This is a genomic window from Pseudomonas fluorescens, from assembly GCF_902497785.1.
Lineage (GTDB): Bacteria > Pseudomonadota > Gammaproteobacteria > Pseudomonadales > Pseudomonadaceae > Aquipseudomonas > Aquipseudomonas fluorescens_BO.
The window spans coordinates 219,464-245,407 of record NZ_CABVHK010000003.1; the positions used below are offsets into that span (position 1 = coordinate 219,464).

The following is a 25,944-nucleotide window of genomic DNA, read 5'->3' on the forward strand; positions in this document are numbered from 1 at the left end:
AGCTTTCAGCTCTAAGATGATGTTCACCAAGGTCTGCCTTCGGTTAACGAAAGTAGTTTAGGTATAATTACCAGATGAGGGGCGATCTCCCCTACCTATGGAGCGTAGTTCGTGCAGCGCCTTTCAAAAAAAAAGCCCATCGAAGAAAGTTCATCTGAATCCCAGAAGCACACAAATCAGAATAAATATCATAGCGATTTGGATGTCTGGCTTTCCCGGCTAAGTCATTTGTCTCAGTTTGGTCTTCTCGCACTTACCATTGGAGCGTTTTATTTTACGGTTATCCCTTTATATAAGACTGCTGCACTAGAGGAAAGCATAGCTCGGCGCGAGGCTGAACTCAGCGCGATGAACAGTAAGCTCATCGCCGCGACTGCCTCTCTTGAAAAAGTTAAACTTGAAATCTACGAACGTAACAGAACAGATTTAATTAAAGGGATAATTTCAATCGCGCCTTATTGTTCAGGACTGATAACACGGCCAGATCCAACTAACACTTCGGAAGGCAAAGAGCTAGGATACCATCTATTAAAGGTCGACGCGGCACAGTGTATGCGGGATGAGTTCAAACAGCGAAAAGCTGAAGCCATACTCACCGCCGATGACTATTCACAACTTAAAGATAAAATAGAAATAATCGCCGTGAATTTGTCGCAGATCCAAAAAAAAGCACTATTTGATATAAATTCTGTTCCAGAGCTGGCTGCAAATGACCCAACCACACTGACACCTCCGGGGCACTATGCAGAGGAAGCAGAGCAACTAGATAGACTCATAGAAAATCTTGCACCTGGTCTCATAGATAAAAACGCTAAACTTCAAGCGGCGATTGATCGTACGCGCAGCAAGATATCTATAGATTACAATGAATCTGTCAGCAAAGAAATCCTGAAACTTCGCACCATTAATTGGCTGAGCAGCAAGCAACTATAACTTCTTGTTTACAAATACGCTGAATGGCTCCTGTCGACATGTTGAAAAAAAACGGCTTCAGGAAGAGTTTCATTCGGGGCAGCATCTTGTCAAATTCTCAGCCCCCCTCATCGAGCGAGTAATCGTCACGCCAACTTAAACTTTCTTACAACAGCACTTTCAAGAGCCGACACTATTCCTTTGAGAAGATATCGGGCATCATCCCAATCCGACTCGGTAATAATAATACTTTCTCCCATTGAGTATTTACTGATGGCTCTAACGCGCAAAAATTTTTCATCTACCCTTCCTTGGTTATGAACCAAAATATTTCTCTGCGCCTTACACCAATTCAACTCTTCCTTTTCTTCTGGCAAAAATTCTATAGGTATGTGAAGCTTGTTTTTAAGGTACTCAATTAAATCATCTATCGAGCCATATGTGAGATCGGAGATTTCTTTATCTACAATTTTTGCTACAAGCGACCCCATATCTGGCTCGCTAAGAACATCCTCATAAGAAATCATCTTCTTTGATTTCAATATTTTAGGTTTGTACAGAAGAGTGGCCCTTATAATATCGCTTAGGGCCGCTTCGAATAGCGTGATCAAATGAACATAGGTCATGCGCAAACACAGCTCAGGCAGGCTTAGCAAATCACTACCCTGCTTTTTTAATGGGGTAGCCACATCAATTAAGAGCTTCTTCGGCACACTAATAAACCGCCTGTCGCCTGGGGCGGCAGAGTGCACTATCTCACCCGATATTACTTTATCTAACTCATCATAAAGTCCAGTGATACTTTCGGCTTCACTTATAGCAACACGCCCCAGAAATGCTGACAGCAGTTTTGTTCTAGCGACTTCCGCGTCATAACCGCTCGTAATTTCAGAGATCTTTTCTTTTAGATTCAACTTGAATACCCCTTTTTTCACAGACTCATTTTAAGGTCTTTTCTTGGTCGACAGCCCCCTTGAATGCCTTGTCTGCGTTTAGGCGAACTGCTGGTGAGCGCGCTGCCACAGTTCGTGCGCGTCATCGATCAGGCTGACGGCAATCGACTCCCTCGTCTCCGGATCTCGGAGGAGCGCCAAGTCCTCATTGGAAGGGGCGTGGAAGTTCACATTGAACTTAGAGAACTTCCAGAAAAGGCTGCCCGGATTACGAGCTTTTGGTGCGATCTCTCGACTTAGCGTCAACAGGCGCTCCCGGTCTTCCGGGAACTGCTCACCGTCACAGTAGTAGCTAACGTAGAGACGGTGGTTGAGTTCGATGTACACACCCCCGCTCATGAACATGAAGGGAAAAGTGAGGCCGATGTATTTGCTGTTTTTTGCCTTCTTGTAATAGGCGGCAACCGCCTCCTTCGTGGCAGAAATTTCGGGCTTGCCGAGTTGCGGACACTGGATCGCTTGATAAGCCGTCATGCGCTCCCAAATATCGAACTGTAGGTCGGCCAGTACGGACTTGAACGCATGGTTGATGTCGGCGATTACGAAGATATTCTCGCCCAGCAGGATCTGTTCTTTTAGCTTACTCATGTAGATCTCGCCCTGGTCACTGGATGTCAGCTTTTGGAGTAATTCGATGTACTGGAAAACGCTTTCCCGCACCCCGGGCTCGCGGGCGACCAGTGGAACACAGTCCTTCAGCCAAGAGATGATCTCAGCTTCGTAGCTCAAAAGAACTACAGACAGAGACCTGCGACTCTGTTCACTGGGCTCCGAACCATCCAGAGTGAGGTAAGTCGTCCAAATCTCGCCATAGCCTTCCGCCTGCATTCGCTGGTGATAGGTCCAGAGCTGCTCGTCCTGATCGCCGGCGTAGATCTTGTTTTCGATGATCACAGCCTGCTTGGATTGGTTGCGGACCAGAATGTCGATGTTCCGGTACTCGACCTCGACAAACGCATTCTCTAAATCGAAGTTCTGGATGCCTAACCGCTTCAACAGAAGATTCAGCAGCGCTGTTCCCTGATTGTGGCTGGCCTTAGGGTCGAGCAAGAAGGCGAGAAAGCGCGAGTGAAGCCGAACCTCGTCACTTGAGCTGCGGAGTACGGAGAAGAGGTTGAAGCCTGCCGGGCGCTGATACCTCGCGCGCAGCAAAGCCACGGTTTGCAAAAAATCGTCCATGAGAGAGGATCCCTGATTAAGGCCGAGTTATGGCGCGCAGTATCAGGCAAATCACGCCCTGATGTAATGGCCATTTGACTCTACCGGCATCATACAAATCTTTGTTTAGAGCTGTGTCGACCGCTCAAACCTTTGCCAATGAAGCGTTTTGCGAAGTCGCATCGCACTACATTACCCAATTTGTAAACACGGCTGTAACACCTCCTAGGCTTGTAACACCCAACGCAAGTAAAAGAGGAAGCGTGTGTAACGCCAATAAAATCAAATAAATTCAATTAGTTAACATAGCTCGTAACACCCGCAACACCTGTAACACGTCTTTTCGAGCCCCACACCCCATCGATGATAGCGCCGCCAGCGAAAGTAATACTGGCTTGGTATCGACTAATTCAGAATTCGAACGCTGGGTCGCCGAACTACAGGACGCTTGGGAGATGCCGTCTGCCAACGACGAACAGGGGAGATGCATCGACCGGGGCACCGACATCGCCTGGGACCCTGGGGATGTTCGGTAGGTACGGGGTCGGAAACCCGCGTGATCGTGTTAGCGGAAAAGTGCACAGCTTAGTGAACAGGTGAACCTGGTGAACTGCCTGTTCACCTGTGCATTTGCCCTACAAAAAGACCGATCTGAGGTCACCATTGCCGATACGGTAACGATGCTCCTTTTTCTTCAAGATCCTTTCAATTTCAGCATTGAAATTTCAGTAAGCTGGAGCAGCTCCCACTACCAAAACCCCGCGGGTTTCCGACCCCGTGTGGACAAGAAACCCCCAGGGTCCCCGGCAGGCTTTTGCACTTGGACCTAGCAGGCAGCATGTAATGGACAGGTACACGATGACTGGATAGCCTCAATGCCCAGCACGTTGGTAGATGCATTCAGCGGGGAAACCGAAATGAGCGATATCTATTCGAATGCAGTCGACTCCTTCCGAATCGGAATCGAGCACTTCTTGAAGGAGCCAGGGTATTCCAGTAGGAAACACGCGATCCTGACGATCTTCCATGCCATAGAGCTGTTGCTTAAGGAGCAGCTGTATCGCACCAATCCGATTTTGATTTATAGGAACATCGACGCAAAAATCACGGACGACTCGCTGACCGTAGGGATCAAGGAGGCGCTCGCCCGGCTTGAGAATGTCGGACAAGGCTTACATAAGGGTCCTCAATCCGTCATTGAGCGAATCCAAAAAAGAAGAAACCGCATTGAGCACCATCGCTACGACCATAAAGAAGAAGATGAAGCGATAATTTCAGAGTCTCTGCAGTTTATTTTTTTCTTCGTCGAAGGTGTTTTGAAGGAAAAACTGGAACGTGACATTCAACCTACGACGCTTCGGCAGATACGAGGTTTGATTTTCAACCGGCAGGATCTTGAATGGATCGCCATGCATCGACTGGACCAGTGGTTCCACGACACCTGGCCTGATTGGAGCGAGGAGGATGTGGACTCACCAGATGAGTTCGAGGGAACGTTGGATTGTCCAGTTTGCTACCAAACCTACCTAGTAATCGACAATCTCCCAATCCCCTTCTGCTTTCACTGCAACACGACAGTTGACGCAAAGCTATGCGACTGTGGCTTTACCCACCTTTCCAGTGAAAGGTGCCGTCACTGCTATTGAATGTGGACTGCTGTTAAGATCGAGGCTGGATTCGCCCGGAGGCGATCCGCTACCCCCGGCAGTAGCCGTAAGCGTGTATCCCTCCCTGTATCCCTAACCAAGAAAGCGCCCCAAAGACCTTGAATTATATGGATTGCACGAGTCTCCCTCGGGGCACCAAAATTAAGAAAGGTCTTGCTTTGCAAGGCCTTTTTTTTCGCCTACAGAAAAGCACCTGACACCCCACCGCCCCGTAGGAGCTGCCGAAGGCTGCGATCTTTTGATTTTCGCGTTCTGGGCGGGTACAACAATCCTCAAGGATTCATCCCATGGAACTGCTGCTGGAAACTGTTGCTCTGTTCTGTCTCAAGCTGACTTATGAGACGGAGGGGTCGAGTCCGATTCTGCGCGACGATCCGATCATGAGCGATTACGAGCGGGAGGTATTTGGCTTGCTGGTGCGCCGGGGGGATATCGAGGGTATTCAGTTTAGATTGGCGCACTGCGCAGGTTTGGCGCTAGACGCTATAGGCGGGGCTGATACGCCGTTAGGGCGAGAGTTGCAACGGTTGTCAGCTGATGTCAGCAATGCGCAGACGATGGCGCAGCTTGATGCACCGCTTATCGTGCTTAAGGATTACCTGAAAGATATTCAGTGAATGAAAGCGAGCGACTTAACAAACGCGAATATCCGATAACCGAAATAGCGCCAGCTGCCACGCCTTATCAAAAAGGCAGTTTTGACTCATAGCCTTGCGGAATTAGCACTAAGAAATACGCTAGACACTAAAACAATACTTAGCTCTAGCTAGTTGCACTGCGCTGGCTGTAGTGTGTAAACACCTTTCGGTGGACTGAATATGCTAACTCCATATCAGTATTCTTTTCATCGCATTAATCTCGCGATTAATGCTCAGAAAATATAGCCAGCGAGTGCCAGGAGATTATGAAGTGCTAGTACACTGCCTGCAACTCTTTTTTTTCCAGCAAACTCATCATTGCCGCTCTATCCCAAGAAGAGCAGAATTTTATCCTCTCCAAATCTTGTGTAACCTGTAGCACGTCATAACCCACCGTCAGATGGCTAGCCAAGCCCGTGCTCTCGAGAGCCTTCTTCACTAAGGCCATTCTATCTCGCTCTTCCAAATATGGGCATGTTGCGGCTTCAAAAAACAGGTAAGCCTTGTTTGTTGAGGTTTTAATATCACTCAAATCCTGCAATACCGTGTTTATAGACGAAATAACTCGCACACGAATAGCAGAGTATATCGAATTATCCTTAATATAATAGAGCAGTACGATTATCTCAAAATAGCTTAATGTCCTTGCCGCGTTTATTTCAAAAATAGAATTCAAGTCTTTCGTCGACAACATATAGTCATCCCCGAGACAACTGGACACTATTAACATATTTAGCGTTTCGAGTAATGTATCATCTGAATACTGCCGTGAAATTTTTGAAAACTCACTACTCTTGAAAAAATCAACACACCTACTGAATATCTGACTTTTAATTAGTGGAGCTTCTGCTGGTATAATGTTGTCGCAAAACTCTCCAACAATAGTTGTCATTTTACAAAGCTGAACCGCTCCTGAATGGCTTGGATTCACAGTAAAAAAATGAAACAAAAGATCAATTATTACGATAAAAAAATCAGAGAACAGAGCTAGAGACTTACCCTCAAAATCTCTTTTGGAGTTTTTTTTACAGAACTTTATCGAGATATTTGTCAGTGCTTTTATTAAAAAATTACAAGCCATTGTATATGAAGACGCATCATCCAGGCAGAGCGACTTTATTTCGTTAGCGAAAGAAATTATAATGTGTTTTTTATTCATGAGGCGCCTAGGAAAAAGCTTGGCCTCACCATCATTTTTTTCCACAAGCTTTTCTTCGAGCTGCTTTAATCTAGACTTGATATCGAGCATTGTCTGTGTTTTTTTGGTGACAAACGGACGCCTAACTTTTGCTGTTTTTGATTTATTAAGACTTAACTTGTATTTTTTTATGTTTTTATCGACTGCCTCATGAACCTTTAAAGCCTCATGGTCACTTCTTGAAAACACATAAATATCATCTACATATCTTCTAATCTCATAATGCTCTCCCGATTCAAGCCCATCAGCTTGTAGTGTTTTTTTAATATCGCTATCGATTTTTTGAAAAATAACTTCCGCGAAAACTCTACTTACTTCTGGGCCAATCACAATTCCGGAGGAGTCGTTATGATTAGACGTTTTCATTAATCTATTAAAAACCGAGCCAAATGTATTTTTCACATCCGAATTATTTTTTGAAAAGTCTTTTTCTTGGTTTGACCAGTTTATAGATTCAGTATAGATACTATCAAAGCATCTACTAACATCGAGAGACCAAAAAACTGAATATTTTCTTTCAAGTCTCATAAATTCGTATGAGTCAAAAAAATTATACAACCTGCGGTAGCCGTGATATGAAAAATATGAAGTAAGATGCTTGTATGTCATCTCGTTTGCAGTATCAATCATCTTGTCACTTTTGTACTCATTGACCCATTGCAAATTATTTTTTTTATAATACTTACTAGCAATTTTTTTTGGAGACCTAATACTGAAGTCACTCAAACCGCACAGATTGATAATTTTGTATTGAAATTCTTTGTAAAAACTGACTATTTCATTTTGAGAAGCTGGGTGGAGCAACGAAAGCTCTCGAAAAGACTCGCTATCTTTTCTAATCTTGTAAGGTAAAGGAACAGTGTATGCCGCCTGATCTTTTATTATTATTTTGTCAATCAAGGACTTGGTAACAGGATGTTCAACCTTTGTATGACCAGAAGATATTTTTAGTAACCGGTAAACTCCCACATTTTCGAAAATGATAGGAACTTCGTAAGGACATGTCTCTGTCAGTACTACTCGCTCATAGTCTGTCTTACGTACGCGCATCACTTGGCTATTCATAATTATTTATTCCAGTGCATACGTATTTTCACCAACTCTATATAAGAAAAAGAGTAATATGTGATATTTTCATAGCCTTTGACAAAACTAAACCCTGACAGCTTTCGTTTTTCATGGGGCATTATCGAGGCCGAGAGCTTTATGAACAAAGGGTGCGCCCGAGAAAAAAGAGCACGACGAAATGTTCTATCTAACTCTGTTAATCGACAGTTATTTTGGGGTGTCCTGTGATGGTAATTAAAATATATACCTGTTTTAATTATAACATTAGTACCCGATGAATTAATTTCATAATTGCCGGTTAACGTTTTCAACCTCTTTTCCAAGAGCTTAAAATCGGATGAATTTCTCTCGGATGAGCAATAGGATAATAGCGAACTAAATAATCGAGATTTTATTTTTCTAATCTTATTATTTGAAATTTCAACTTCCAATCTACGCTTAATTCTAAAATCACAACTTGGAAGGTATGTATTGAATATTTTAAACTCATAGCCAAGGTAATTTAGCAGCTCAAACTTTTCTATCGACTTATCAACCTCATGGGAAATTTCTGATTTACTTATATAGATATCAGATCTCTTACCCGTATCATGCAAAGTCAAATCATCACTCAAGAACTCCTTGACATATTTCGTGATTTCTTCCGCCTTATCATTGGAAGTTAGGATGATAATATCGTCTACGAAACGAGCGTAAAAATTGACGTGCTCCAATCTTTTGAGCTTAGTATCAAAGTGCCTGAGATAAATTTCAGAAAGATAAGCACTTATGTCCAACCCACGCGGCAATCCCTTAATATTTTCACGATCTAGAGCGCTAAATAAAATTTTTATTAACTTCAATGTCTTTAGAGAACACAGAGACTCGTCATCAAGCATTGTGAGAACAGCAGCACGATTTATGCTTTCGTAAAAACTTTTAATATCATAACGATGAGCTCTATAAGGAGTACCATCTTGAAGAGATGATATTAACGCAGCGATTATTTCGCTTCTATTAGGCTGTTTTATTCTAGCATTAAGTTCTAAATTCCTTATGATCAATCTAGATGCTATCTTGGCATCCTCAGTCGTATAAGTGAGTACAGTCTTATTGTTAAGTGAAAACTTTTTAATTGCGCCTTCAAAAACCGTTCCGGCTTCAATTTTTTTTAATATTTCACTTGCGACTGATTCATAATCTGCTTTAGTATTTGAAGAGTCGTCGTTTCGATTTCTTGCAACAAACTTAGCAAGGTTTCTTATAGTGAACGGTGACTCAATCAATTTTAACCACTCCTGTTAGTCACGTATCGAGAAAATTATGTCAGCCGAAGATACCAATTGCGATGCTTTGAGGCAAATGATTTCTAAAACAGTAGCGGCACGATTTCAGGCGAGCCGACGTTTAGATCTCCATAACAAGCTATCCTTATTTAGTATTTCACTATTTTCGATCATACTCATCTTAGTTTCACTCTTGCAGCTAGTTGAGTTCAAATTTTCTTTTGCCAGTGTTGTTGTTAATATCGGACAAGTCTTCCTATCAATAGTGATTTTGTGCTTTTCTATAGCTATAGGCATGAGCGATTTTGGTTTAAAATCCTCTAAACATCATGATTGCGGGGTTCAGCTGAATGAGCTGACCTACAAACTCATGAACAAATGGGGAGTAGTTCTCTCGGACCAAGAGTATGAACAGAAACTGGATGAATACTTTAGCATACTGAGCAAATACGACAATCACACTGAGGCTGACAATAGCAGAGTTAATAAAAAAACCCAATATATAGAAAAAAGTGGACTTGGATATTACTCTAGGTTTTCGCTATATTTTATATTGATTATTATCTCCCTTGGGTGGTTTTTGGTTCTCATCGCAAAGACGGCATTCATCTGAAAAAAGGAAAAGGGATAGCGGTTTAATTTTTTGCTTTTTCGCAACGCTATAGGACGCATGGCGACAGCAGTCAAAACTTCAGCTCGATCAACGATTTGATCAGGGTATATATGTGCCCCTTTATTTGATCTACTGATAGTAAAAACTATATATTTTAAGCCGCTATAAATGCCTAATCTATCAAGGACCCATTTCTGAATACCTCCCTATGGAAGAATTGGAAAACAAAAGCGATTACGATTCTATAGATCTCAACGAAAAACACTACGTCGAGATCGCCGAGCTATTTGATTACGCCAAGGCTACCGCGGAAGAACGGAGTAGCGCGTATGCCAAGTACAAGAGATTCATGAAAGAAGATGTAGCGCCGCGCTACCTCTATATTATTCGGTGCCACGGGACGACATACTACAAAATTGGCATAACGAACGACCTTGCGAAACGACTTGCGGCCCACCAAACGGGAAACCCGAACAATCTGACCATGGTTTTATACGCTGAAGCTGATTTGGACGATTACCTAGGAAAAGAAATTGTTTATCTTGAGTCTTTCCTACATAAAAACTATTCTCATTTTCGCGTCAGAGGTGAATGGTTCAATTTGAATTATCATCACATTTCGGACATCGCGTTATTCCTTGAGCTAAACAGAGAGTTAGGCATTCGAATATGCTCTAGGCGGGAGTTGGTGCATTACTACAAATATCTCTCCCCAGATGACGAAAGAGAGTTCTGAAATTATGCGAATATTTGGAAAAATCTGTCCACCATAGCTAGAGATTCCCACCCCGTAAGTCTTATATTAGTAGTAAGTATTCACAGGAGTTATTTTTCGAATACAAGCAAATTATCAAAATTAAAGAAACATAAAACCTGGTGGCCTGCTCCTAAGTTACTTACTCTCGTGCCAAATATCAGCTGACATAAGTTGTGTTCATCGCCTGACCTCCCACCCTACGGTAAGAGCCTCATAAGCGTCAGTGTGCATTCAAACCGCCGCGCAGGTATTCGGGGTTGCAGGAACGAAATCTCCACGATACCCTCCCACTGTCGCTGCCAATTCAGCGACCGGGTGTGGTAACCCGAGTTATTCAAGGCGCAACAGCGCGCCATCACGATTGCCGGCGCTTTTTTTATGCCAGCAAACGTGAGTTATGGCGGCTGTGCGTGGGACGCCCTCGGGCGTGCCGGTTTCCTTGATTCCCGGTTTACCACCCTGCGCACAGCTGTCACCCATTCGTGTGGTAACGAACGTGGCAGCTCCTCGTATCAAGGAGTCTGATAATGCGCAGTATCAATCCGTACAAATTTTGCCGTTCCCCTCACCGCAACTTCCAATCGTGTAACGCCCCACCCTACACCCTCTCCCACCGCCTCTCCCTCATCGGAGGTGGCCAATGACCGATCAACCCGAACTCAAAACCATCGGCCTCACTCCCGCCATCTACTGCGGGGATGAACCGCTATTCCATGTCACCCGCAACGTACCCCTTGGCGATGCGTTGGCCATGGCTTCTGATTTTCTGTTTCTCGCTAAAGCGTTGGCCAAGGATGCGGCTTATGCCAGGGACACGGATTACCACGCTTGGGCCGCGCATTATTTGACGGCGATGAGTAAGGCGGTGGTGGATGATGTGGTGAAGGTGCTTACTCTGGATCGGCCTGGGCCGACGGTTAAGCGGGCCGGGGCGAAGGCTGAAGAGTTACGGGAGAAAACGCAGGACGCTGTCTAGCGTTTGAAGTTAGACATGACCCGGTAGGAGCTAGCTTGCTCGCGATGATAGTAGCCATTCAGCGGGAATGGTGGCTGCCTTGCGTTTTTCGCGAGCGAGCTCGCTCATACATGGGGTTGTGTTTGGATTCGGGGTTTTGGGTTAGCTGGTCTGGCGCTTGCGTGAGCAGGCTCGCTCCCTCAGAGAGACGATGATGGCCTTCATGATTATCGGTTTTAACTTGGTGCGTTTCACAGCACGCTGCGGATCTTACGTTTCTCGTAGAGTTTGAAACTTCAGGTTACCTAGTCAAATTGACTGGAAAGCGAGCTGACCGACAATCTCCTGTCTCGAGACGAAGTCACACAGGGATTGTTATGACCGAGGAAAAACGAAAAAAGGATCCTTTTGACGACATTTGGAGCCGGAACCGTCCGAATGGTGGTGGCTCGTGGGCCGCCTGGAATCCGCCCCCTGAGCCAGTGAGGGAATACATCCCCAAAGATGAATGGCCAATTCCCAAGGAACATTCAGATCCAGTGTTTGCCAAGTGCTGCACACCTGAGAACTGGGGGAGCACTCACCCCGGCAGCCACTCGATGCCCGCCTCAGAATTTGGCAAGGTCATGCTGGCTGGGTCGATGCTTGTCCCGTCGGCGGCACAAGCTGCCGGACTCGCACTAGGCTTCGACGCTGTACTGGGGCGCATAGCGGGTGGCGGCATCATGCAACAAGGGTTCACCTGGGCATTGCGCGGAAGCCCTGCCGGCGTGTTTGTGCTGGGCATGCTCCCAACCAAAATGGGCGACGGCACGCTCTATACCGACGATCAGCTACGCAACCTGACCCGCGCTCCCACCCGCGTACGCTTTCAGTTTCGCCGCGATGTTGAAGGCGTGTTGCAGGTTTACGGCATCCATACCGGCCCGTCAGGGGATGACACTGTGCGAACGGTGCAGGCCAAGTGGAACGACACCAAGACCGCGATAGAAGCCGAGCTAAATAGCGCCGTTATCCTGTGGACACCTCGAGGACGATCAGGCATACCGCCAATGGTCCATCCTGACGCCATCAACAGCCAAGGCACCATCCTCGTACACCCGATTCCGGAAGGAACAGATTCCCAGATCGAAGGCTATCCGGCAGGGGACGACATAGAAACCGAGGACTACATTCTTGTATTTCCGGCAGACTCCGGCCTGAGTTCGCTGTACCTAGTGTTTTCGCGACCTATTGGCGGTGGCGATATCCAATACCACAAGCCGCCATTGGGGTTGCCAGCATTCCCGGATACGTTCCCTGTTAAATCCAAAAGCAGCGTCCAGGGTGGTGGGGGTAAACGTAGCCGTTGGAAAGATCGAAAGGGCCGGATATATGAGTGGGATAGTCAACACGGCGCGGTTGAAATGTACGACTCACAGGGGAAACATCTTGGAGAATTCAATCCAGAAACGGGTGAACAAACCAAGCCTGCAAAGCCAGGCAGAACCACGCCAAAATAGGATATGAGGTGAATTATGTTTTTATGGATTAGCGGTTTTTTAAAAGGTGACGATGAGGATGACTCGCTGAAATACGACCACACCGTCCTGCCAGAGTTTGAAGCGGCTGTAATGGAGGTTCTTGGCTGGGACAGCCTTGTTGGGAGCCCCGATGGGGAATGGTTACTTACCAGCAATCAAGTGGAGAAGATTGCCTTATTGATCAATGAGCCCTTGCCGACCGCGCTAGACCTGTTCATTGGTGTGCGGGCGTAGCCAACTTGCGGGCAACCTCATAGTAAGCCTGTCTAGATGAATTGGTGGCACGACCACGATGCCCGTCAGGTAGGACCAGGAATACGCCCAAGTTGAACACGCGCCTGAAATTGGCGAACCGATAGCCACATCACTCCGATTTAATTCGGAGAAATGCACATCAAGCTACGCAGGGCACTTGTAGAAGCGAGCTTTCTCGCGAAGATTGCGGCCATTCAGCGGGGCAGTGGCGGCTTAAGTTTTTCGCGAGCGAGCTCGCTCCTACAGGGGGTGGTTGGAACGGTTTTGGAGGAGTTGGCTTAGGCAACTTCCATGTTCCATAAACAAGAAGGCCCGAATGTAATGCCGGACTAAGCCAGCACCAGAGGATCGGGCGCGATTGGGGTTGATGGTGTCGAAGCCTGATGACCACGTCAATGCCGACATCACATGAAATGCTGGTTTGTGCCGATACGCTTTCGCGAGCAGGCTCGCTCCCACAGGGTTGGTGCCTTGGTTGGGATTTGGGGTGACGATCAGCTCAGCGCGAATGCAGAAAGTTCGACGACGAAACTGGTGTTGGAACAAACCAGCAGACCCAACAAGGAAAGTAGCACCATGAAACACGTGATTATGGGAGTTCCCGAAGGTGAAGATTTCGCTACCTATGAAATGGAGATATTGGTTTCCGTCGCGGACCTGACGCCAATCATGGGCTGGGCGAAGGACGATGACTGCGTATATGACTACCACCTTACCGCAGACCAAATCAGCGCAATCGAGCAGCTCTGCGCCCTAAAATTACCCACCCATCTGATGCTGTTTCTGACCTGCAGCGCCTGATATACATCACCCATCGACAAGCCCTTCGGGCATTAGGCCAGTGAGCAAACGCCCCGCGCCCCACTCATCTAGACTTAATGGATAGTCGTAGGCAGAACCGAACACGTCGCTTTGGTGCAGTTAAACCATAAGCGCCGTGGCAAGCTGCCCTTTATGCCCGGTAGAGGTGCGGCGAAGACCGCATCGGGTACAACAAGATGCCCGCCAAGGGTGCCCTGGCCAACGGCCTGAAAATGCCACGATTCCGTGACGTGGTGTGAGTGCCGCAGCCGACACTTTCGGACGACCGACAACCATCTGGTTTGTCCGTGACCGTGAGGATTGCTGTATGCCTGATGAGATGTTGCACCTGCCGATGGTCAGCGGTGTGCTGGAGCGCCATAAGGGCTTGCCCGGCGCGTTGTTGCCTATTCTTCATGAGATTCAGGCGGGCCTCGGTTACATCCCCGATTCCGCTGTTCCCGAGATTGCTCACGCCCTGAACCAGAGTCAGGCCGAGGTTCGCGGGGTGATCAGTTTTTACCATGACTTCCGTACCGCGCCGCCGGCCCGACACATTCTGCGTTTGTGTCGGGCGGAGTCGTGCAAGAGTCGCGGCGCCGAGCAGTTGGCGGCGCAGTTGCGCGAGCGTCTGCAACTGGACGATCACGGCAGTAGCGCCGATGGCAGCATCAGTTTGCGCCCGGTGTATTGCCTTGGCGCCTGCGCCTGTTCGCCCGCTCTGGAGCTGGATGGCCGGGTGCATGCGCGGCTGAGTGCCGAGCGGCTGGATGCGTTGCTTGATGCTTGTCGGGAGGACGCATGATGCCGTGCTTCTATTTGTCCGCTGATTCGCTTGCCTGTGCCGTCGGTGCTGATGACGTGGCGCTGGCGTTTGCCGCCCAGGCCGAGGAGCGCAAGCTGCCACTGGATTTTCAACGCACCAGTTCTCGCGGCCTGTATTGGCTGGAACCGCTGCTGGAGGTGGACACGCCGCAAGGCCGCATCGGCTTCGGGCCGTTGACCGTCGCCGATGTGCCGTCCTTGCTGGACGCGCTGCAAAGCGAGCCTTCCGCTCATCCACTGGCCTTGGGTCTGGTGGAAGAGTTGCCTTATCTCAAGTCTCAACAACGCCTGCTGTTCGCCCGCGCCGGGATTACCCGGCCGCTGTCGCTGGACGATTACCGGGCCCACGGCGGTTTTGAAGGTTTGCAACGGGCCATCGCCATTGGCGGCGAGCAGACCGCGACTGCGGTGTTCGATTCAGGCCTGCGTGGCCGTGGCGGCGCGGCGTTTCCGGCCGGCATCAAATGGCGCACGGTGCGCGCCACCCAGGCGGCGCAGAAGTACATCGTGTGCAACGCTGACGAAGGCGACTCCGGCACCTTCGCCGACCGCATGTTGATGGAAGGCGACCCCTTCCTGCTGATCGAAGGCATGGCGATTGCCGGCATTACCGTCGGCGCCACCTTCGGCTACATCTATGTCCGCTCGGAATACCCAGATGCCGTGGCCACCCTGCGTGCAGCGCTGAACATCGCCCGTGAAGCAGGTTACCTCGGCGCCAACGTCGGCGGCAGCGGTCAAGCCTTCGATATGGAAGTGCGCGTCGGGGCCGGCGCTTACATCTGCGGCGAGGAAACCGCGCTGCTGGATTCACTCGAAGGCAAGCGCGGGATCGTTCGCGCCAAGCCGCCAATTCCCGCGTTGAAGGGGCTGTTCGGCCTGCCGACGCTGGTACACAACGTGCTGACCCTGGCCTCGGTGCCGCTGATTCTGGCCAAGGGTGCGCAGTTTTATCGCGATTACGGTATGGGCCGTTCCCTGGGCACCATGCCCTTCCAACTGGCGGGCAATATTCGTCATGGCGGTCTGGTGGAACGGGCTTTTGGCCTGACCCTGCGCGAACTGGTGGAAGACTACGGTGGCGGTACCGCCAGTGGTCGGCCGCTGAAGGCTGCGCAGGTTGGTGGGCCGCTCGGCGCCTGGGTGCCACCGTCGCAGTTCGACACGCCGCTGGATTACGAGGCGTTTGCCGCCATCGGCGCGATGCTCGGTCACGGTGGTGTGGTGGTGGCGGACGACAGTCTGGACATGGCGCACATGGCACGCTTTGCCATGCAGTTCTGCGCCGAGGAATCCTGTGGCAAATGCACGCCCTGCCGCATTGGTTCGACCCGCGGCGTGGAGGTGATCGACCGGCTGCTGGCCGCGCCAGATCAGGCCGGTCGTGATCAGCAGGTGGTCATCCTCAAGGACCTGTGCGACACCCTGCAATACGGTTCGCTCTGCGCGTTGGGCGGGATGGTCTCCTTTCCGGTCGCCAGCGCCCTTAAGCACTTCCCCGCCGACTTCGGCTTGCAAGCCTCGGAGGCCGATCAATGATCACTCTCTTCGATCCGAAAACCGATATCGATCTGGGCACGCCGGCCCGCGACAGTCAGGTGCAAGTGACCCTGAACATTGATGGCCGCAGCATCAGCGTGCCCGAAGGCACCTCGGTGATGCGCGCCGCGGCGCTGATGGGCACCACCATTCCCAAACTGTGTGCCACCGACAGCCTGGAAGCCTTCGGCTCCTGCCGCATGTGCCTGGTGGAGATCGACGGCATGCGCGGCTATCCCGCGTCTTGCACCACGCCGGTCACTGAAGGCATGACCGTGCACACCCAGACGCCGAAGCTCGCAACGCTGCGGCGCAACGTCATGGAGTTGTACATCTCCGATCACCCGCTGGATTGCCTGACCTGTTCGGCCAACGGCAACTGCGAGCTGCAAACCGTTGCCGGCCAGGTCGGCCTGCGCGAGGTGCGTTACGGCTATGAAGGCGACAACCATCTGGCCGACGTGAAAGACACGTCCAATCCCTATTTCGACTACGACCCGAGCAAGTGCATCGTCTGCAACCGCTGCGTGCGCGCCTGCGAAGAAACCCAGGGCACCTTTGCCCTGACCATCACCGGGCGCGGTTTTGAATCGCGGATCGCGGCGGCCGGCGGCGAGAACTTCCTCGATTCCGAATGCGTGTCCTGCGGCGCCTGTGTGCAGGCGTGCCCGACCGCGACGCTGATGGAGAAAAGCGTTGTGGAACTCGGGCAACCGGAACGCAGCGTGATCACCACGTGCGCCTATTGCGGCGTGGGCTGCTCGTTCCGCGCCGAGATGAAAGGCGACCAATTGGTGCGCATGGTTCCGGACAAGAACGGCCAGGCCAACCACGGCCACTCTTGCGTCAAAGGGCGCTTTGCCTGGGGTTACGCGACGCACCCGGATCGCATCACCACACCGATGATCCGCAAACACATCAGCGACCCGTGGCAGGAAGTCAGCTGGGATGAGGCGGTGACCTACGCCGCCAGCGAATTCCGTCGGTTGCAGCAAACATACGGCCGCGATTCGATTGGTGGCATCACCTCCAGCCGCTGCACCAACGAAGAAACCTATCTGGTGCAGAAACTGGTGCGTGCTGCGTTCGGCAACAACAACGTCGACACCTGTGCGCGGGTCTGCCACTCGCCGACCGGCTATGGCCTGAAACAAACCCTCGGCGAGTCCGCCGGCACCCAGAGTTTCGATTCGGTGATGAAGGCCGACGTGATTCTGGTGATGGGCGCCAACCCGAGCGACGCCCACCCGGTGTTCGCCTCGCAGCTCAAGCGCCGTCTGCGTGAAGGTGCGCGGCTGATCGTCATCGATCCACGACGCATCGATCTGGTGGACTCGGTGCACGCCCGCGCCGAACTGCATCTGGCCCTGCGTCCGGGCACCAACGTCGCCATGCTCAACGCCTTGGCCCATGTGATCGTCACAGAAGGTTTGCTCAATCAGGCCTTTATCGACGCCCGTTGCGAAGGCGCCGATTTCACCCGCTGGAGCGAGCTGGTCAGCCGTGCGGAAAACTCGCCGGAAGTCATTGGCCCCCTCTGCGGCGTAGAACCTGCCGACATCCGCGCAGCGGCTCGTCTGTATGCCACTGGCGGCAACGCGGCGATTTATTACGGCCTGGGCGTGACCGAGCACAGCCAGGGCAGCACCGCGGTGATGGGCATCGCCAACCTGGCCATGGCCACCGGCAACATCGGCCGCGAAGGCGTGGGCGTGAACCCGCTGCGTGGGCAGAATAACGTTCAGGGTTCCTGCGACATGGGCTCCTTCCCCCACGAGTTGCCCGGTTACCGGCACATCTCCAACGAAGTGGTGCGGGCGCAGTTCGAGCAGGCGTGGAACGTGACATTGCAACCCGACCCGGGCCTGCGTATTCCGAACATGTTCGAGGCAGCGCTGGGCGGCAGTTTCAAAGGCTTGTATTGCCAGGGCGAAGACATCGCCCAGAGCGACCCAAATACCCAACACGTCACTGCGGCCCTGTCGGCCATGGAATGCGTGGTGGTGCAGGACATTTTCCTCAACGAAACAGCGAAATTCGCCCACGTGTTCCTGCCGGGCAGTTCGTTTTTGGAAAAAGACGGCACCTTCACCAACGCCGAACGGCGCATCTCACGAGTGCGCAAGGTCATGGAACCGCTGGGGGGCAAGGCTGACTGGGAAGGCACGGTAGCGCTGGCCAATGCACTGGGCTACCCGATGAACTACACCCACCCGTCGCAAATCATGGATGAAATCGCCAGCCTGACGCCGACGTTCACCAACGTCAGCTACGCCGAACTGGAACGCCACGGCAGCCTGCAATGGCCGTGCAACGCTGCGGCACCGGACGGCACGCCAACCATGCACATCGAGGAGTTCGTGCGCGGCAAGGGCCGATTCATGCTCACCGGCTACGTGCCCACTGAGGAAAAGGTCAATAACCGCTACCCACTGCTGCTGACCACCGGGCGCATTCTCAGCCAGTACAACGTCGGCGCCCAGACCCGGCGCACCGAGAACGTCGCCTGGCACGACGAAGATCGTCTGGAAATCCATCCCACCGACGCCGAAAGCCGTGGCATCAACGAAGGTGACTGGGTCGGCATCGGCAGCCGCGCCGGGCAGACCGTGCTGCGTGCGCGGGTTACCGAACGGGTCGCGCCGGGCGTGGTGTACACCACCTTCCACTTCCCTGAATCGGGGGCGAACGTGATCACCACCGACAACTCCGACTGGGCCACCAACTGTCCGGAGTACAAGGTCACCGCCGTGGAAGTCAGCCGCGTCTACCACCCTTCCGAGTGGCAAAAACGCTACCAGGCATTCAGTGACGAACAGGACCGTTTGCTCAAGGATCGCCGTCAGGCCCGTGGCGCCAAAGCGGAGGTGCGCCGATGAGCACGGCCAATCTGATCAAAATGGTAAACCAGATCGCCCAATACTTCGCCAATGAGCCAGACCAGCAACAGGCCGTGCTCGGCGTGCGCAATCATCTGCAGATGTACTGGACGCCCGGCATGCGCAAGGAATTGCTGGCCTGGCAGACGGAGCATCAAGGGGCAGACTTGCACCCATTGGCGCAGGCGGCGGTCAGCGGGGCGGGTTGGGAGGCTTAGACTCCACAATCTTGCTCATGGCTGAAAAACCTGTGGGAGCGAGCTTGCTCGCGATAGCGTCAGTTCAGTCAGCACTCATGCTGAATGTACTGCCCTCATCGCGAGCAAGCTCGCTCCCACAGGGGTCTGCGTGTTCAGAGCAGATGCTGAGAGATCAGCTTTGAAATTTCCACCATCGACGTTCTGCCGGTGAATTCAAACTTCACCCTCCCCAACGACGAAAAATAAATCTCCAACTCCGAATCCAGGTCAAAAGTCCCCGACGTTTCCACCGAGTACGCCACGATGTTTTTGTACGGCAACGAAGTGAAGTCTTTCTTGCTGCCGGTCAGGCCCTGCACGTTGACGGCGATGATGCGTTTGTTGGTAAACACCACCCCGTCGCGCATGGATTTGTAGGAGTCGATGACCTTTTCTCCCTCCAACAGCAGTGCGGTGACGCGTTCTGCGTATTCGTCGTTTTGCTTGAGTTTGAAGAAGCCTTTGTTGTTGAAGTCGATCATTTGCCGTTCCATTCCTGAATGTTAGGTACTGTAGCCTGCATTGCCAATTCAGCAGTTGACCACTTCTTCAACCACCCGCGCCACACATTGCACGGCAGGCATCGGCAGCCACCTGCGTTATGATCGGCGACCTGTGCGCCAAGAGTCTCGAACCTGGATGTCCGAATCATCGCTGCTGCCTGAAAATGTCGCCCCACTGCCACCGGTCCTGGCCGGCCCGATTTTGCGGCGGCTCGAACCTGCCCGCCTGGTACTGTGGCTCGCAGGATCACGGGAATTGTCCCTGACCCTGCGTCTGCAAGATCGCGACGACATCCGCCTGGATGCCGGGCAATGCACGATCATCCAGATCGGCACTCACGCGTTCATCCATTTGATCGATGTGCCGCTGGACACTGCCCTGCCCTGCGACACGTTGATCGAATACGACGTGCTGATTGATGACGCCGAGATGGGGATCGCCGAATGGGCACCGCATCTGCTGTATGGCGACGCACGCTGTCCGAATTTTGTTTTGCGCTCGCGAATTGATCAGTTGCTGCATGGCTCCTGTCGCAAACCGCACCATCCCGCCACCGACGGACTGCTCTGCGTTGATCGCTTGCTGGCTTCGCAACATGAGCCTGCGCAACGGCCGGCATTGTTAATGATGAGCGGCGATCAGGTTTACGCCGACGATGTCGCGGGGCCGATGTTGCGGGCGATTCATTCCTTGATCGAGCGGTTGGGATTGTTCGGCGAGTATCTGGAAGGCGCCGTGGTCAGCGACAGCGCCAAGCTCTACGCGCACGAGGCCAGCTATTACCATCGTGCGGATTTGTTACCGGCGCTACAGAGCAATGAAACCCTGCGTGAGCGATTTTTCGGCGGCGCGCGTAAGCCGATTTTCACCAGCAGCAGTGCCGATAATCATCTGGTGACCTTCGCCGAAGTCATGGCGATGTACATGCTGGTGTGGTCGCCGACACCCTGGACGCTGATCGCACCGAAACCGCCGAAGCTGATTCCCGAACGCCGCGAGCGTTATGCGCTGGAGCAGACGCGCATCGATGGCTTCAAGGCGGGGCTTGGCGGTGTCGCCCGTGCCTTCGCGCATCTGCCGTGCCTGATGATTTTCGATGACCACGACATTACCGATGACTGGAATCTCTCCGCGCAATGGGAGGAAACAGCCTACGGCCATCCGTTCTCAAAGCGCATCATTGGCAACGCGCTGACTGCTTATATGTTGTGCCAGGGCTGGGGCAACAATCCGGATGCGTTTGGTGCATTGCTGGAGAAAACCGCCGGATTGATTTCGACCGGGGACGACCAGTATCTCGACAGCCCGGTGCAGGACGGCCTGATTGACGAGCTGTTGAAATTCCAGCGCTGGCATTACGTGCTGCCGACCAGCCCGGCGATGGTGGTGCTGGACACCCGCACCCGGCGTTGGCGGAGTGAGATGACCCTCAAGCAACCTTCGGGTCTGCTGGACTGGGAAGCTCTCAGCGAGCTGCAACAGGAACTGCTCGATCACCCGTCGGCGATCATTGTGTCGCCGGCGCCAGTGTTCGGGGTCAAGCTGATCGAGACCGTGCAAAAGGTCTTCAGCTGGTTCGGGTATCCGCTACTGGTGGACGCCGAAAACTGGATGGCCCACCGCGGTGCGGCGCAGGTAATCCTGAACATTTTCCGACACTCGCGTACACCGGGGAACTACGTGGTGCTGTCCGGGGATGTGCATTATTCCTTCGTCTACGAAGTGCTGATCCGCCATCGCAAGGCCGGGCCGCGGATCTGGCAGATCACCAGCAGCGGCATCAAGAACGAATTCCCGCCTGCGCTGCTGGAATGGTTCGACCGCCTCAACCGCTGGCTCTACTCGCCGCGCTCACCGCTGAACTGGCTCACCAAGCGCCGACGGATGCGCATCGTGCCACATGTTCCGGAGCATGCCGAGGCGGGTGAACGGCTGTGGAATTCGGCGGGGATCGGGCAGGTGTTCTTTAATGAAAAAGGGCAACCGCAGGCAATATTTCAGCACAACTCGAATGGTTCGCCGAAGACGCGGATGGTTGCGCCTGAGGTTGACGGCTAAGACAGAGCGTTGGAACGATCCCGTAGGAGCTGCCGAAGGCTGCGATCTTTTGATCTTGATTTTGACGGAGGCGATGAAAGATCAAGTTCAAAAGATCGCAGCCTTCGGCAGCTCCTACAAGGGCGATGGTGTCAGGTCGCACTTACCGCCCGACAAACCCCTCTGACAATCATCTCCACTTCCCGCTCATCAATCGTCAGCGGCGGCAACAGGCGGATGGTTTTGCCCCGTGTCACGTTGATCAGCAATCCGTGGTCCCGGGCGGCAATCAAGGTCAGGTCGCGAATCGGTTGCTTGAGTTCGATGCCGATCATCAAGCCCTGTCCGCGTATCGCCAGCACGTTCGGGTTATCCGCCAATTCACTGCGCAATCTGGCCATTAAGCGTTCGCCCTGTACTCGGGCGTTTTCCAGCAGGTCTTGTTCTTCGATGATGTCCAACACGGTGCAACCGACGCGGCAGGCCAACGGGTTACCGCCGAAAGTGCTGCCGTGGCTGCCGGGGGTGAAGAGTTCGGCGGCTTTGCCCCGAGCGAGGCAGGCGCCGATGGGAATGCCGTTGCCGAGGCCTTTGGCCAGGGTCATGACGTCGGGAACGATGCCTTCGTGCTGAAACGCAAACCATTGGCCAGTGCGACCGATGCCCGTCTGGATTTCGTCGAGCATCAGCAACCATCCACGCCGGTTGCACAGATCACGCACCGCTTTGAGGTAACCCGAGGGCGCCGGTTGCACACCGCTTTCACCCTGAATCGGCTCCAGCAGAATCGCCACGATGCGCAGGCCGTAAGCCTGCTGCACCTTGTCCAGTGCCTTTAGGTCGCCGAACGGGACTTTGACGAAATCCCCCGGTAACTCGTTGAAACCCAGGCGAACAGCCGGGCCATCGCTGGCGGACAGCGTGCCGAGCGTTCGCCCATGAAAAGCATTCTCCATGACCACCACTAAGGGTTTCTCGACACCTTTGCGCCAGCCATACAGCCGCGCCAGCTTCAGCGCGGTCTCGTTCGCTTCGGCGCCGGAGTTGTTAAAGAACGCCCGCTCCATGCCCGCCAACCGGGTCAATTTCTGCGCCAGCCGTTGTTGCCAGTCGATGCTGTAGAGGTTGGACGTGTGCAGCAAAAGGCCGGCCTGTTCACTGATCGCTGCGACAATTTTTGGGTGGCAGTGACCGACATTGGTCACGGCCACGCCCGACACCGCGTCGAGGTATTCACGACCGGCCTGATCCCACAGGCGCGTGCCCAGGCCTTTGCTGAAACTCAGCGCCAAGGGTTGGTAAGTGTTCATCAGGCAGGCGGCGGTCATGACATCCAGCTCCATCAATAGTCGGTGTTTTTGCAGTATGGTTAGCCACCTGAGCTGGATAAACGCTGCAACACTTCAATCATTTTAAAGTCGAGCTTGATAATGGATTTGTTCCAGGCAATGACCGTTTACGTCAGAGTGGTGGAATCCGGCAGCATGACGGCGGCCGCTTTTCAGTGCGAAATGTCCACCACCATGGTGGGAAATCATCTGCGGGCACTCGAGCAACGCTTGGGTGTGCGCTTGATCAACCGAACAACGCGACGCCAGCGGCTGACGGAATTTGGCACTGCGTATTATCAACGCTGCCTCGAAGTGCTGGGGCTGGTGGCCGAGTCCGAGCGCCTCGCCGAACAAGCCCTCGACGAACCGAGCGGCACCCTTCGCATCACCGCCCCCCTCACCTTTGGCACGGAAAAACTGGCGCCGGCGCTGAGCGAATTCGCTCTGCTGTGTCCGCGCGTGAAACTGGACGTGGTCCTCACGAACCGACGCCCGGACCTGCTCGAACACGGGTTCGACGTGGCGTTCCGCCTGGGCAACATGGAACAGACCAACCTGATCGCCCGTCCACTGGTCGATTACACCCTGACCATGTGCGCCTCGCCGCATTACCTGATGCGCCGGGGCAACCCGCAAACACCGGAGGACCTGCGTCACCACGACTGCCTGTCTTTTGCCTATCCGGAGGGCGATGACTGGCACTCGGTGGAAAAAGAATGGCGCCTGAGCGGCCCAGAAGGCGAGGTCTCGGTGGCGGTCAGCGGCTCGATGTTGATCAACAGCTCAGCGGGATTGCATCAAGCGGCACGCACCGGCATGGGCATCGTGTTATTGCCTGATGCTTTGGTGGAGCAAGACCTGGCGGACGGAAAACTGGTGGCGTTAATGCCTGATTACTTGCCACCGAGTCGACCAATGAGCCTGATGTACGCTCAGGATCGCTACCGTTTGCCAAAACTACGCAGTTTCGTCGGCTTCGCCATACGGATGTGGGGCAAACACTAGCCGGCTGAGCATGGCATCGACTAATCTCCCGACAGCAGGTCACTTTGGTCAGGGAGAGCAGAGATGGGTGGGGCCTCGGATATTGAAGCGGTGAAGTTCAATCTGTCGGATTTGAACGAAGATATGCTGCACACCATTCTGGAACTGGTCAGTGACGGCATCTGGGACTGGAACGCCAATACCGGATTTGTGTACCGCAACCCGGGCTGGTACGAAATGCTCGGCTATACGCCTCACTCCCTCGACAACACGGTGTTCACCTGGGAATCAGTCATACACCCCGATGATTACCCGCGGGTGATGGCCGTATTTGACGACTACCTGAACCAGCGAGCTCCCGGTTATCAAGCCGAGTATCGCTGCCGCACGCAGGATGGCGGTTATACCTGGATTGAAGATCGTGGCTACGTGCTGGCGCGCAATGCCGACGGTTCGGTGGCGCGGATGGTTGGCGCGCACCGCAGCATCGATGACAAGAAGCGCCTGTTCGAAACGCTTGAGCTCAGGAATCAATCCCTCGAAGCCATCGTCGAAGAACGCACTCGCGAATTATCCCGGGTCAATCAGCAGTTGCAGATTCAACTCGAAGAAAACCGCAAACTGGCGGAAACCGACGCACTGACCGCCATCGCCAATCGATACCGTCTGAGCAAAGCCCTGCCTCAAGCCTGCGAACGCGCTCAACGTTTCCGAGAGCCGTTGTCGCTGATTGCCATGGACATCGACGACTTCAAGAACATCAACGATCACTACGGCCATGCCCTCGGTGATGCCGCGTTGGTGCGAGTGGTCGAGAGCGTGAGGCGCTGTGTACGCGACGGCGATTTGCTGGCGCGTTGGGGCGGTGACGAGTTCGTCATGCTCCTGCCCAATACCCCATTGGCCGACGCCAGAATCCTCGCGCAGAAAATCCGCGATAGCCTCGCCAGCGTGCCGCCGGTGGGTGATTTTCGACTGACCCTCAGCTTTGGCGTGGTCCAGCGCTTCGAGGAAGAACAACAGACCGGGTTGCTGGCGCGGGCGGATCAGGCGCTGTATCGGTCGAAAGTGGCGGGCAAAAATGTGATATCGGCGTAACGGCCTTCACCGTCACTCACAGGCCCGCCTTCACCAATACCGGTTTCTCTTGATACCGCTCCGGATACAGCTGCTTCAACTGCGCCACCTTCGGCAAGTCGTTGATCACGATGTACGGATAAGTCGGGTGCTCGGTCAGAAAATCCTGATGCTCCTCTTCCGCCGGGTAGAAGCCGTTGTAGGTCTCCAGTTTGGTGACGATGGGTTTGTTGAATGACTTAGCGGCATCCAGCTGGGCAATGTAGGCCTGAGCGATACGCTGTTGCTCGCTGTTCTCCGGAAAAATCGCCGACCGGTACTGAGTACCGCGGTCTGGCCCCTGGCGGTTGAGTTCGGTCGGGTTGTGAGCCACTGAGAAGTAGATTTGCAGCAACGTGCCGTAACTGACCTGGGTCGGGTCGTAGGTGACCTCGACGGCTTCCGCGTGACCGGTATCACCGCCACTCACGCGCTCGTATTGAGCGGTGTTGGCCGTACCACCCGCGTATCCGGAAACGGCGTTCTTCACGCCTTTGACATGCTGAAACACGCCTTGCACGCCCCAGAAGCAACCGCCGGCAAAAACCGCGGTTTCGCTACTGGCCCGGGTGGTTTGGTCGAGGGTCGGTGCGGGAAGGATGACCGCGTCTTCGGCGGCACCGAAAGAGAGCGCCGAGCATTGGCCGATAACGCCAGCGGCGGCCAGCCCCAACAGGGTGCGACGCCAGTTGGACGGGATTTTCATGAGGCTGACTCCTGGATGAGT

At 52.8% G+C, this 25,944-nt stretch carries 23 protein-coding genes; 16 read left to right on the plus strand and 7 right to left on the minus strand.

Going from position 1 to position 25,944, the window contains the following annotated elements:
- The first annotated feature begins 111 nt into the window (after positions 1-111).
- Positions 112-933 (plus strand): hypothetical protein, encoded by an 822-nt coding sequence (locus F8N62_RS06015; RefSeq protein WP_150710082.1) that lies wholly within the window; start codon positions 112-114, stop codon positions 931-933.
- 125 nt (positions 934-1,058) lie between these two features.
- Here the strand turns inward: F8N62_RS06015 and F8N62_RS06020 are convergent, their stop codons facing one another.
- Both F8N62_RS06020 and F8N62_RS06025 read right to left on the minus strand, forming a co-directional pair.
- A complete protein-coding gene (locus tag F8N62_RS06020) occupies positions 1,059-1,826 on the minus strand; it encodes a hypothetical protein (RefSeq protein ID WP_150710083.1) in 768 nt (255 codons plus the stop codon).
- A 78-nt stretch (positions 1,827-1,904) separates the two neighbouring features.
- Positions 1,905-3,044: a PD-(D/E)XK nuclease family protein gene (locus tag F8N62_RS06025; protein WP_150710084.1), complete on the minus strand. Its 1,140-nt coding sequence runs from the start codon at positions 3,042-3,044 to the stop codon at positions 1,905-1,907.
- 896 nt (positions 3,045-3,940) lie between these two features.
- Between F8N62_RS06025 and F8N62_RS06030 the strand changes: the two genes are divergently transcribed.
- Positions 3,941-4,669 carry a hypothetical protein gene (locus F8N62_RS06030; RefSeq protein ID WP_150710085.1) on the plus strand — a complete coding sequence of 243 codons (729 nt, stop codon included), beginning with the start codon at positions 3,941-3,943 and terminating at the stop codon, positions 4,667-4,669.
- Positions 4,670-4,977: 308 nt separating this feature from the next.
- Complete coding sequence (locus F8N62_RS06035) at positions 4,978-5,307, plus strand: hypothetical protein (RefSeq protein ID WP_150710086.1); 330 nt, start codon at positions 4,978-4,980, stop codon at positions 5,305-5,307.
- A 295-nt stretch (positions 5,308-5,602) separates the two neighbouring features.
- On the opposite strand, the gene drt3b is transcribed toward F8N62_RS06035, so the two are convergent.
- Both drt3b and drt3a read right to left on the minus strand, forming a co-directional pair.
- Positions 5,603-7,591, minus strand: a complete 1,989-nt coding sequence (drt3b, locus tag F8N62_RS06040) for an antiviral reverse transcriptase Drt3b (protein ID WP_150710087.1) — start codon at positions 7,589-7,591, stop codon at positions 5,603-5,605.
- A gap of 2 nt (positions 7,592-7,593) precedes the next feature.
- Complete coding sequence (drt3a, locus tag F8N62_RS06045) at positions 7,594-8,859, minus strand: antiviral reverse transcriptase Drt3a (protein ID WP_150710088.1); 1,266 nt, start codon at positions 8,857-8,859, stop codon at positions 7,594-7,596.
- Positions 8,860-8,896: 37 nt separating this feature from the next.
- Between drt3a and F8N62_RS06050 the strand changes: the two genes are divergently transcribed.
- From F8N62_RS06050 to F8N62_RS06095, 10 genes are all read left to right on the plus strand, one after another.
- Positions 8,897-9,472 (plus strand): SLATT domain-containing protein, encoded by a 576-nt coding sequence (locus F8N62_RS06050; protein ID WP_150710089.1) that lies wholly within the window; start codon positions 8,897-8,899, stop codon positions 9,470-9,472.
- 208 nt (positions 9,473-9,680) lie between these two features.
- Positions 9,681-10,208, plus strand: coding sequence for a GIY-YIG nuclease family protein (locus F8N62_RS06055; RefSeq protein WP_150710090.1), 528 nt, complete (start codon positions 9,681-9,683; stop codon positions 10,206-10,208).
- Between the two features lie 661 nt (positions 10,209-10,869).
- Positions 10,870-11,205: a DUF3077 domain-containing protein gene (locus F8N62_RS06060; protein WP_150710091.1), complete on the plus strand. Its 336-nt coding sequence runs from the start codon at positions 10,870-10,872 to the stop codon at positions 11,203-11,205.
- Between the two features lie 356 nt (positions 11,206-11,561).
- Positions 11,562-12,686: a colicin E3/pyocin S6 family cytotoxin gene (locus F8N62_RS06065; RefSeq protein WP_150710092.1), complete on the plus strand. Its 1,125-nt coding sequence runs from the start codon at positions 11,562-11,564 to the stop codon at positions 12,684-12,686.
- Positions 12,687-12,701: 15 nt separating this feature from the next.
- A complete protein-coding gene (locus tag F8N62_RS06070) occupies positions 12,702-12,941 on the plus strand; it encodes a pyocin S6 family toxin immunity protein (RefSeq protein ID WP_150710093.1) in 240 nt (79 codons plus the stop codon).
- Between the two features lie 429 nt (positions 12,942-13,370).
- Complete coding sequence (locus tag F8N62_RS31735; RefSeq protein WP_224791341.1) at positions 13,371-13,763, plus strand: hypothetical protein; 393 nt, start codon at positions 13,371-13,373, stop codon at positions 13,761-13,763.
- A 328-nt stretch (positions 13,764-14,091) separates the two neighbouring features.
- Positions 14,092-14,568 (plus strand): formate dehydrogenase subunit gamma, encoded by a 477-nt coding sequence (locus F8N62_RS06080; RefSeq protein ID WP_150710094.1) that lies wholly within the window; start codon positions 14,092-14,094, stop codon positions 14,566-14,568.
- Positions 14,565-16,127 (plus strand): formate dehydrogenase beta subunit, encoded by a 1,563-nt coding sequence (locus F8N62_RS06085; RefSeq protein ID WP_191632349.1) that lies wholly within the window; start codon positions 14,565-14,567, stop codon positions 16,125-16,127. Before F8N62_RS06080 ends, F8N62_RS06085 begins: the two co-directional genes overlap by 4 nt.
- Positions 16,124-19,006, plus strand: coding sequence for a formate dehydrogenase subunit alpha (gene fdhF, locus F8N62_RS06090; protein ID WP_150710095.1), 2,883 nt, complete (start codon positions 16,124-16,126; stop codon positions 19,004-19,006). Before F8N62_RS06085 ends, fdhF begins: the two co-directional genes overlap by 4 nt.
- Positions 19,003-19,224, plus strand: coding sequence for a formate dehydrogenase subunit delta (locus tag F8N62_RS06095; RefSeq protein WP_150710096.1), 222 nt, complete (start codon positions 19,003-19,005; stop codon positions 19,222-19,224). Before fdhF ends, F8N62_RS06095 begins: the two co-directional genes overlap by 4 nt.
- Positions 19,225-19,358: 134 nt before the next feature.
- On the opposite strand, the gene F8N62_RS06100 is transcribed toward F8N62_RS06095, so the two are convergent.
- A complete protein-coding gene (locus F8N62_RS06100; RefSeq protein WP_150710097.1) occupies positions 19,359-19,727 on the minus strand; it encodes a PH domain-containing protein in 369 nt (122 codons plus the stop codon).
- A 157-nt stretch (positions 19,728-19,884) separates the two neighbouring features.
- Between F8N62_RS06100 and F8N62_RS06105 the strand changes: the two genes are divergently transcribed.
- Positions 19,885-21,807, plus strand: a complete 1,923-nt coding sequence (locus tag F8N62_RS06105; RefSeq protein ID WP_150710098.1) for an alkaline phosphatase D family protein — start codon at positions 19,885-19,887, stop codon at positions 21,805-21,807.
- 131 nt (positions 21,808-21,938) lie between these two features.
- On the opposite strand, the gene F8N62_RS06110 is transcribed toward F8N62_RS06105, so the two are convergent.
- Positions 21,939-23,114 carry an acetylornithine transaminase gene (locus F8N62_RS06110; RefSeq protein WP_150710099.1) on the minus strand — a complete coding sequence of 392 codons (1,176 nt, stop codon included), beginning with the start codon at positions 23,112-23,114 and terminating at the stop codon, positions 21,939-21,941.
- A 102-nt stretch (positions 23,115-23,216) separates the two neighbouring features.
- Here F8N62_RS06110 and F8N62_RS06115 point away from each other — a divergent pair, with 102 nt between their 5' ends.
- Positions 23,217-24,122 (plus strand): LysR family transcriptional regulator, encoded by a 906-nt coding sequence (locus tag F8N62_RS06115; protein WP_150710100.1) that lies wholly within the window; start codon positions 23,217-23,219, stop codon positions 24,120-24,122.
- A 63-nt stretch (positions 24,123-24,185) separates the two neighbouring features.
- Positions 24,186-25,199 carry a sensor domain-containing diguanylate cyclase gene (locus F8N62_RS06120; protein ID WP_150710101.1) on the plus strand — a complete coding sequence of 338 codons (1,014 nt, stop codon included), beginning with the start codon at positions 24,186-24,188 and terminating at the stop codon, positions 25,197-25,199.
- Between the two features lie 16 nt (positions 25,200-25,215).
- Here F8N62_RS06120 and msrA read toward each other — a convergent pair whose 3' ends face one another.
- Positions 25,216-25,923 carry a peptide-methionine (S)-S-oxide reductase MsrA gene (gene msrA / locus F8N62_RS06125; RefSeq protein ID WP_150710102.1) on the minus strand — a complete coding sequence of 236 codons (708 nt, stop codon included), beginning with the start codon at positions 25,921-25,923 and terminating at the stop codon, positions 25,216-25,218.
- Between the last annotated feature and the right edge of the window lie 21 nt (positions 25,924-25,944).

What these genes read in the sequence shown, in the direction of transcription:
- F8N62_RS06035 (WP_150710086.1), top strand. Translation starts at nt 4,978, where the DNA reads ATGGAACTGCTGCTGGAAACTGTTGCTCTGTTCTGTCTCAAGCTGACT.
- F8N62_RS06085 (WP_191632349.1), top strand. Translation starts at nt 14,565, where the DNA reads ATGATGCCGTGCTTCTATTTGTCCGCTGATTCGCTTGCCTGTGCCGTC.
- F8N62_RS06030 (WP_150710085.1), top strand. Translation starts at nt 3,941, where the DNA reads ATGAGCGATATCTATTCGAATGCAGTCGACTCCTTCCGAATCGGAATC.
- F8N62_RS06095 (WP_150710096.1), top strand. Translation starts at nt 19,003, where the DNA reads ATGAGCACGGCCAATCTGATCAAAATGGTAAACCAGATCGCCCAATAC.
- F8N62_RS06070 (WP_150710093.1), top strand. Translation starts at nt 12,702, where the DNA reads ATGTTTTTATGGATTAGCGGTTTTTTAAAAGGTGACGATGAGGATGAC.
- F8N62_RS06115 (WP_150710100.1), top strand. Translation starts at nt 23,217, where the DNA reads ATGGATTTGTTCCAGGCAATGACCGTTTACGTCAGAGTGGTGGAATCC.
- msrA (WP_150710102.1), bottom strand. Translation starts at nt 25,923, where the DNA reads ATGAAAATCCCGTCCAACTGGCGTCGCACCCTGTTGGGGCTGGCCGCC.
- F8N62_RS06120 (WP_150710101.1), top strand. Translation starts at nt 24,186, where the DNA reads ATGGGTGGGGCCTCGGATATTGAAGCGGTGAAGTTCAATCTGTCGGAT.
- F8N62_RS06080 (WP_150710094.1), top strand. Translation starts at nt 14,092, where the DNA reads ATGCCTGATGAGATGTTGCACCTGCCGATGGTCAGCGGTGTGCTGGAG.
- F8N62_RS06055 (WP_150710090.1), top strand. Translation starts at nt 9,681, where the DNA reads ATGGAAGAATTGGAAAACAAAAGCGATTACGATTCTATAGATCTCAAC.
- F8N62_RS06105 (WP_150710098.1), top strand. Translation starts at nt 19,885, where the DNA reads ATGTCCGAATCATCGCTGCTGCCTGAAAATGTCGCCCCACTGCCACCG.
- F8N62_RS06065 (WP_150710092.1), top strand. Translation starts at nt 11,562, where the DNA reads ATGACCGAGGAAAAACGAAAAAAGGATCCTTTTGACGACATTTGGAGC.
- F8N62_RS06100 (WP_150710097.1), bottom strand. Translation starts at nt 19,727, where the DNA reads ATGATCGACTTCAACAACAAAGGCTTCTTCAAACTCAAGCAAAACGAC.
- fdhF (WP_150710095.1), top strand. Translation starts at nt 16,124, where the DNA reads ATGATCACTCTCTTCGATCCGAAAACCGATATCGATCTGGGCACGCCG.
- drt3b (WP_150710087.1), bottom strand. Translation starts at nt 7,591, where the DNA reads ATGAATAGCCAAGTGATGCGCGTACGTAAGACAGACTATGAGCGAGTA.
- F8N62_RS31735 (WP_224791341.1), top strand. Translation starts at nt 13,371, where the DNA reads ATGAAATGCTGGTTTGTGCCGATACGCTTTCGCGAGCAGGCTCGCTCC.
- F8N62_RS06025 (WP_150710084.1), bottom strand. Translation starts at nt 3,044, where the DNA reads ATGGACGATTTTTTGCAAACCGTGGCTTTGCTGCGCGCGAGGTATCAG.
- F8N62_RS06060 (WP_150710091.1), top strand. Translation starts at nt 10,870, where the DNA reads ATGACCGATCAACCCGAACTCAAAACCATCGGCCTCACTCCCGCCATC.
- F8N62_RS06110 (WP_150710099.1), bottom strand. Translation starts at nt 23,114, where the DNA reads ATGACCGCCGCCTGCCTGATGAACACTTACCAACCCTTGGCGCTGAGT.
- F8N62_RS06050 (WP_150710089.1), top strand. Translation starts at nt 8,897, where the DNA reads ATGTCAGCCGAAGATACCAATTGCGATGCTTTGAGGCAAATGATTTCT.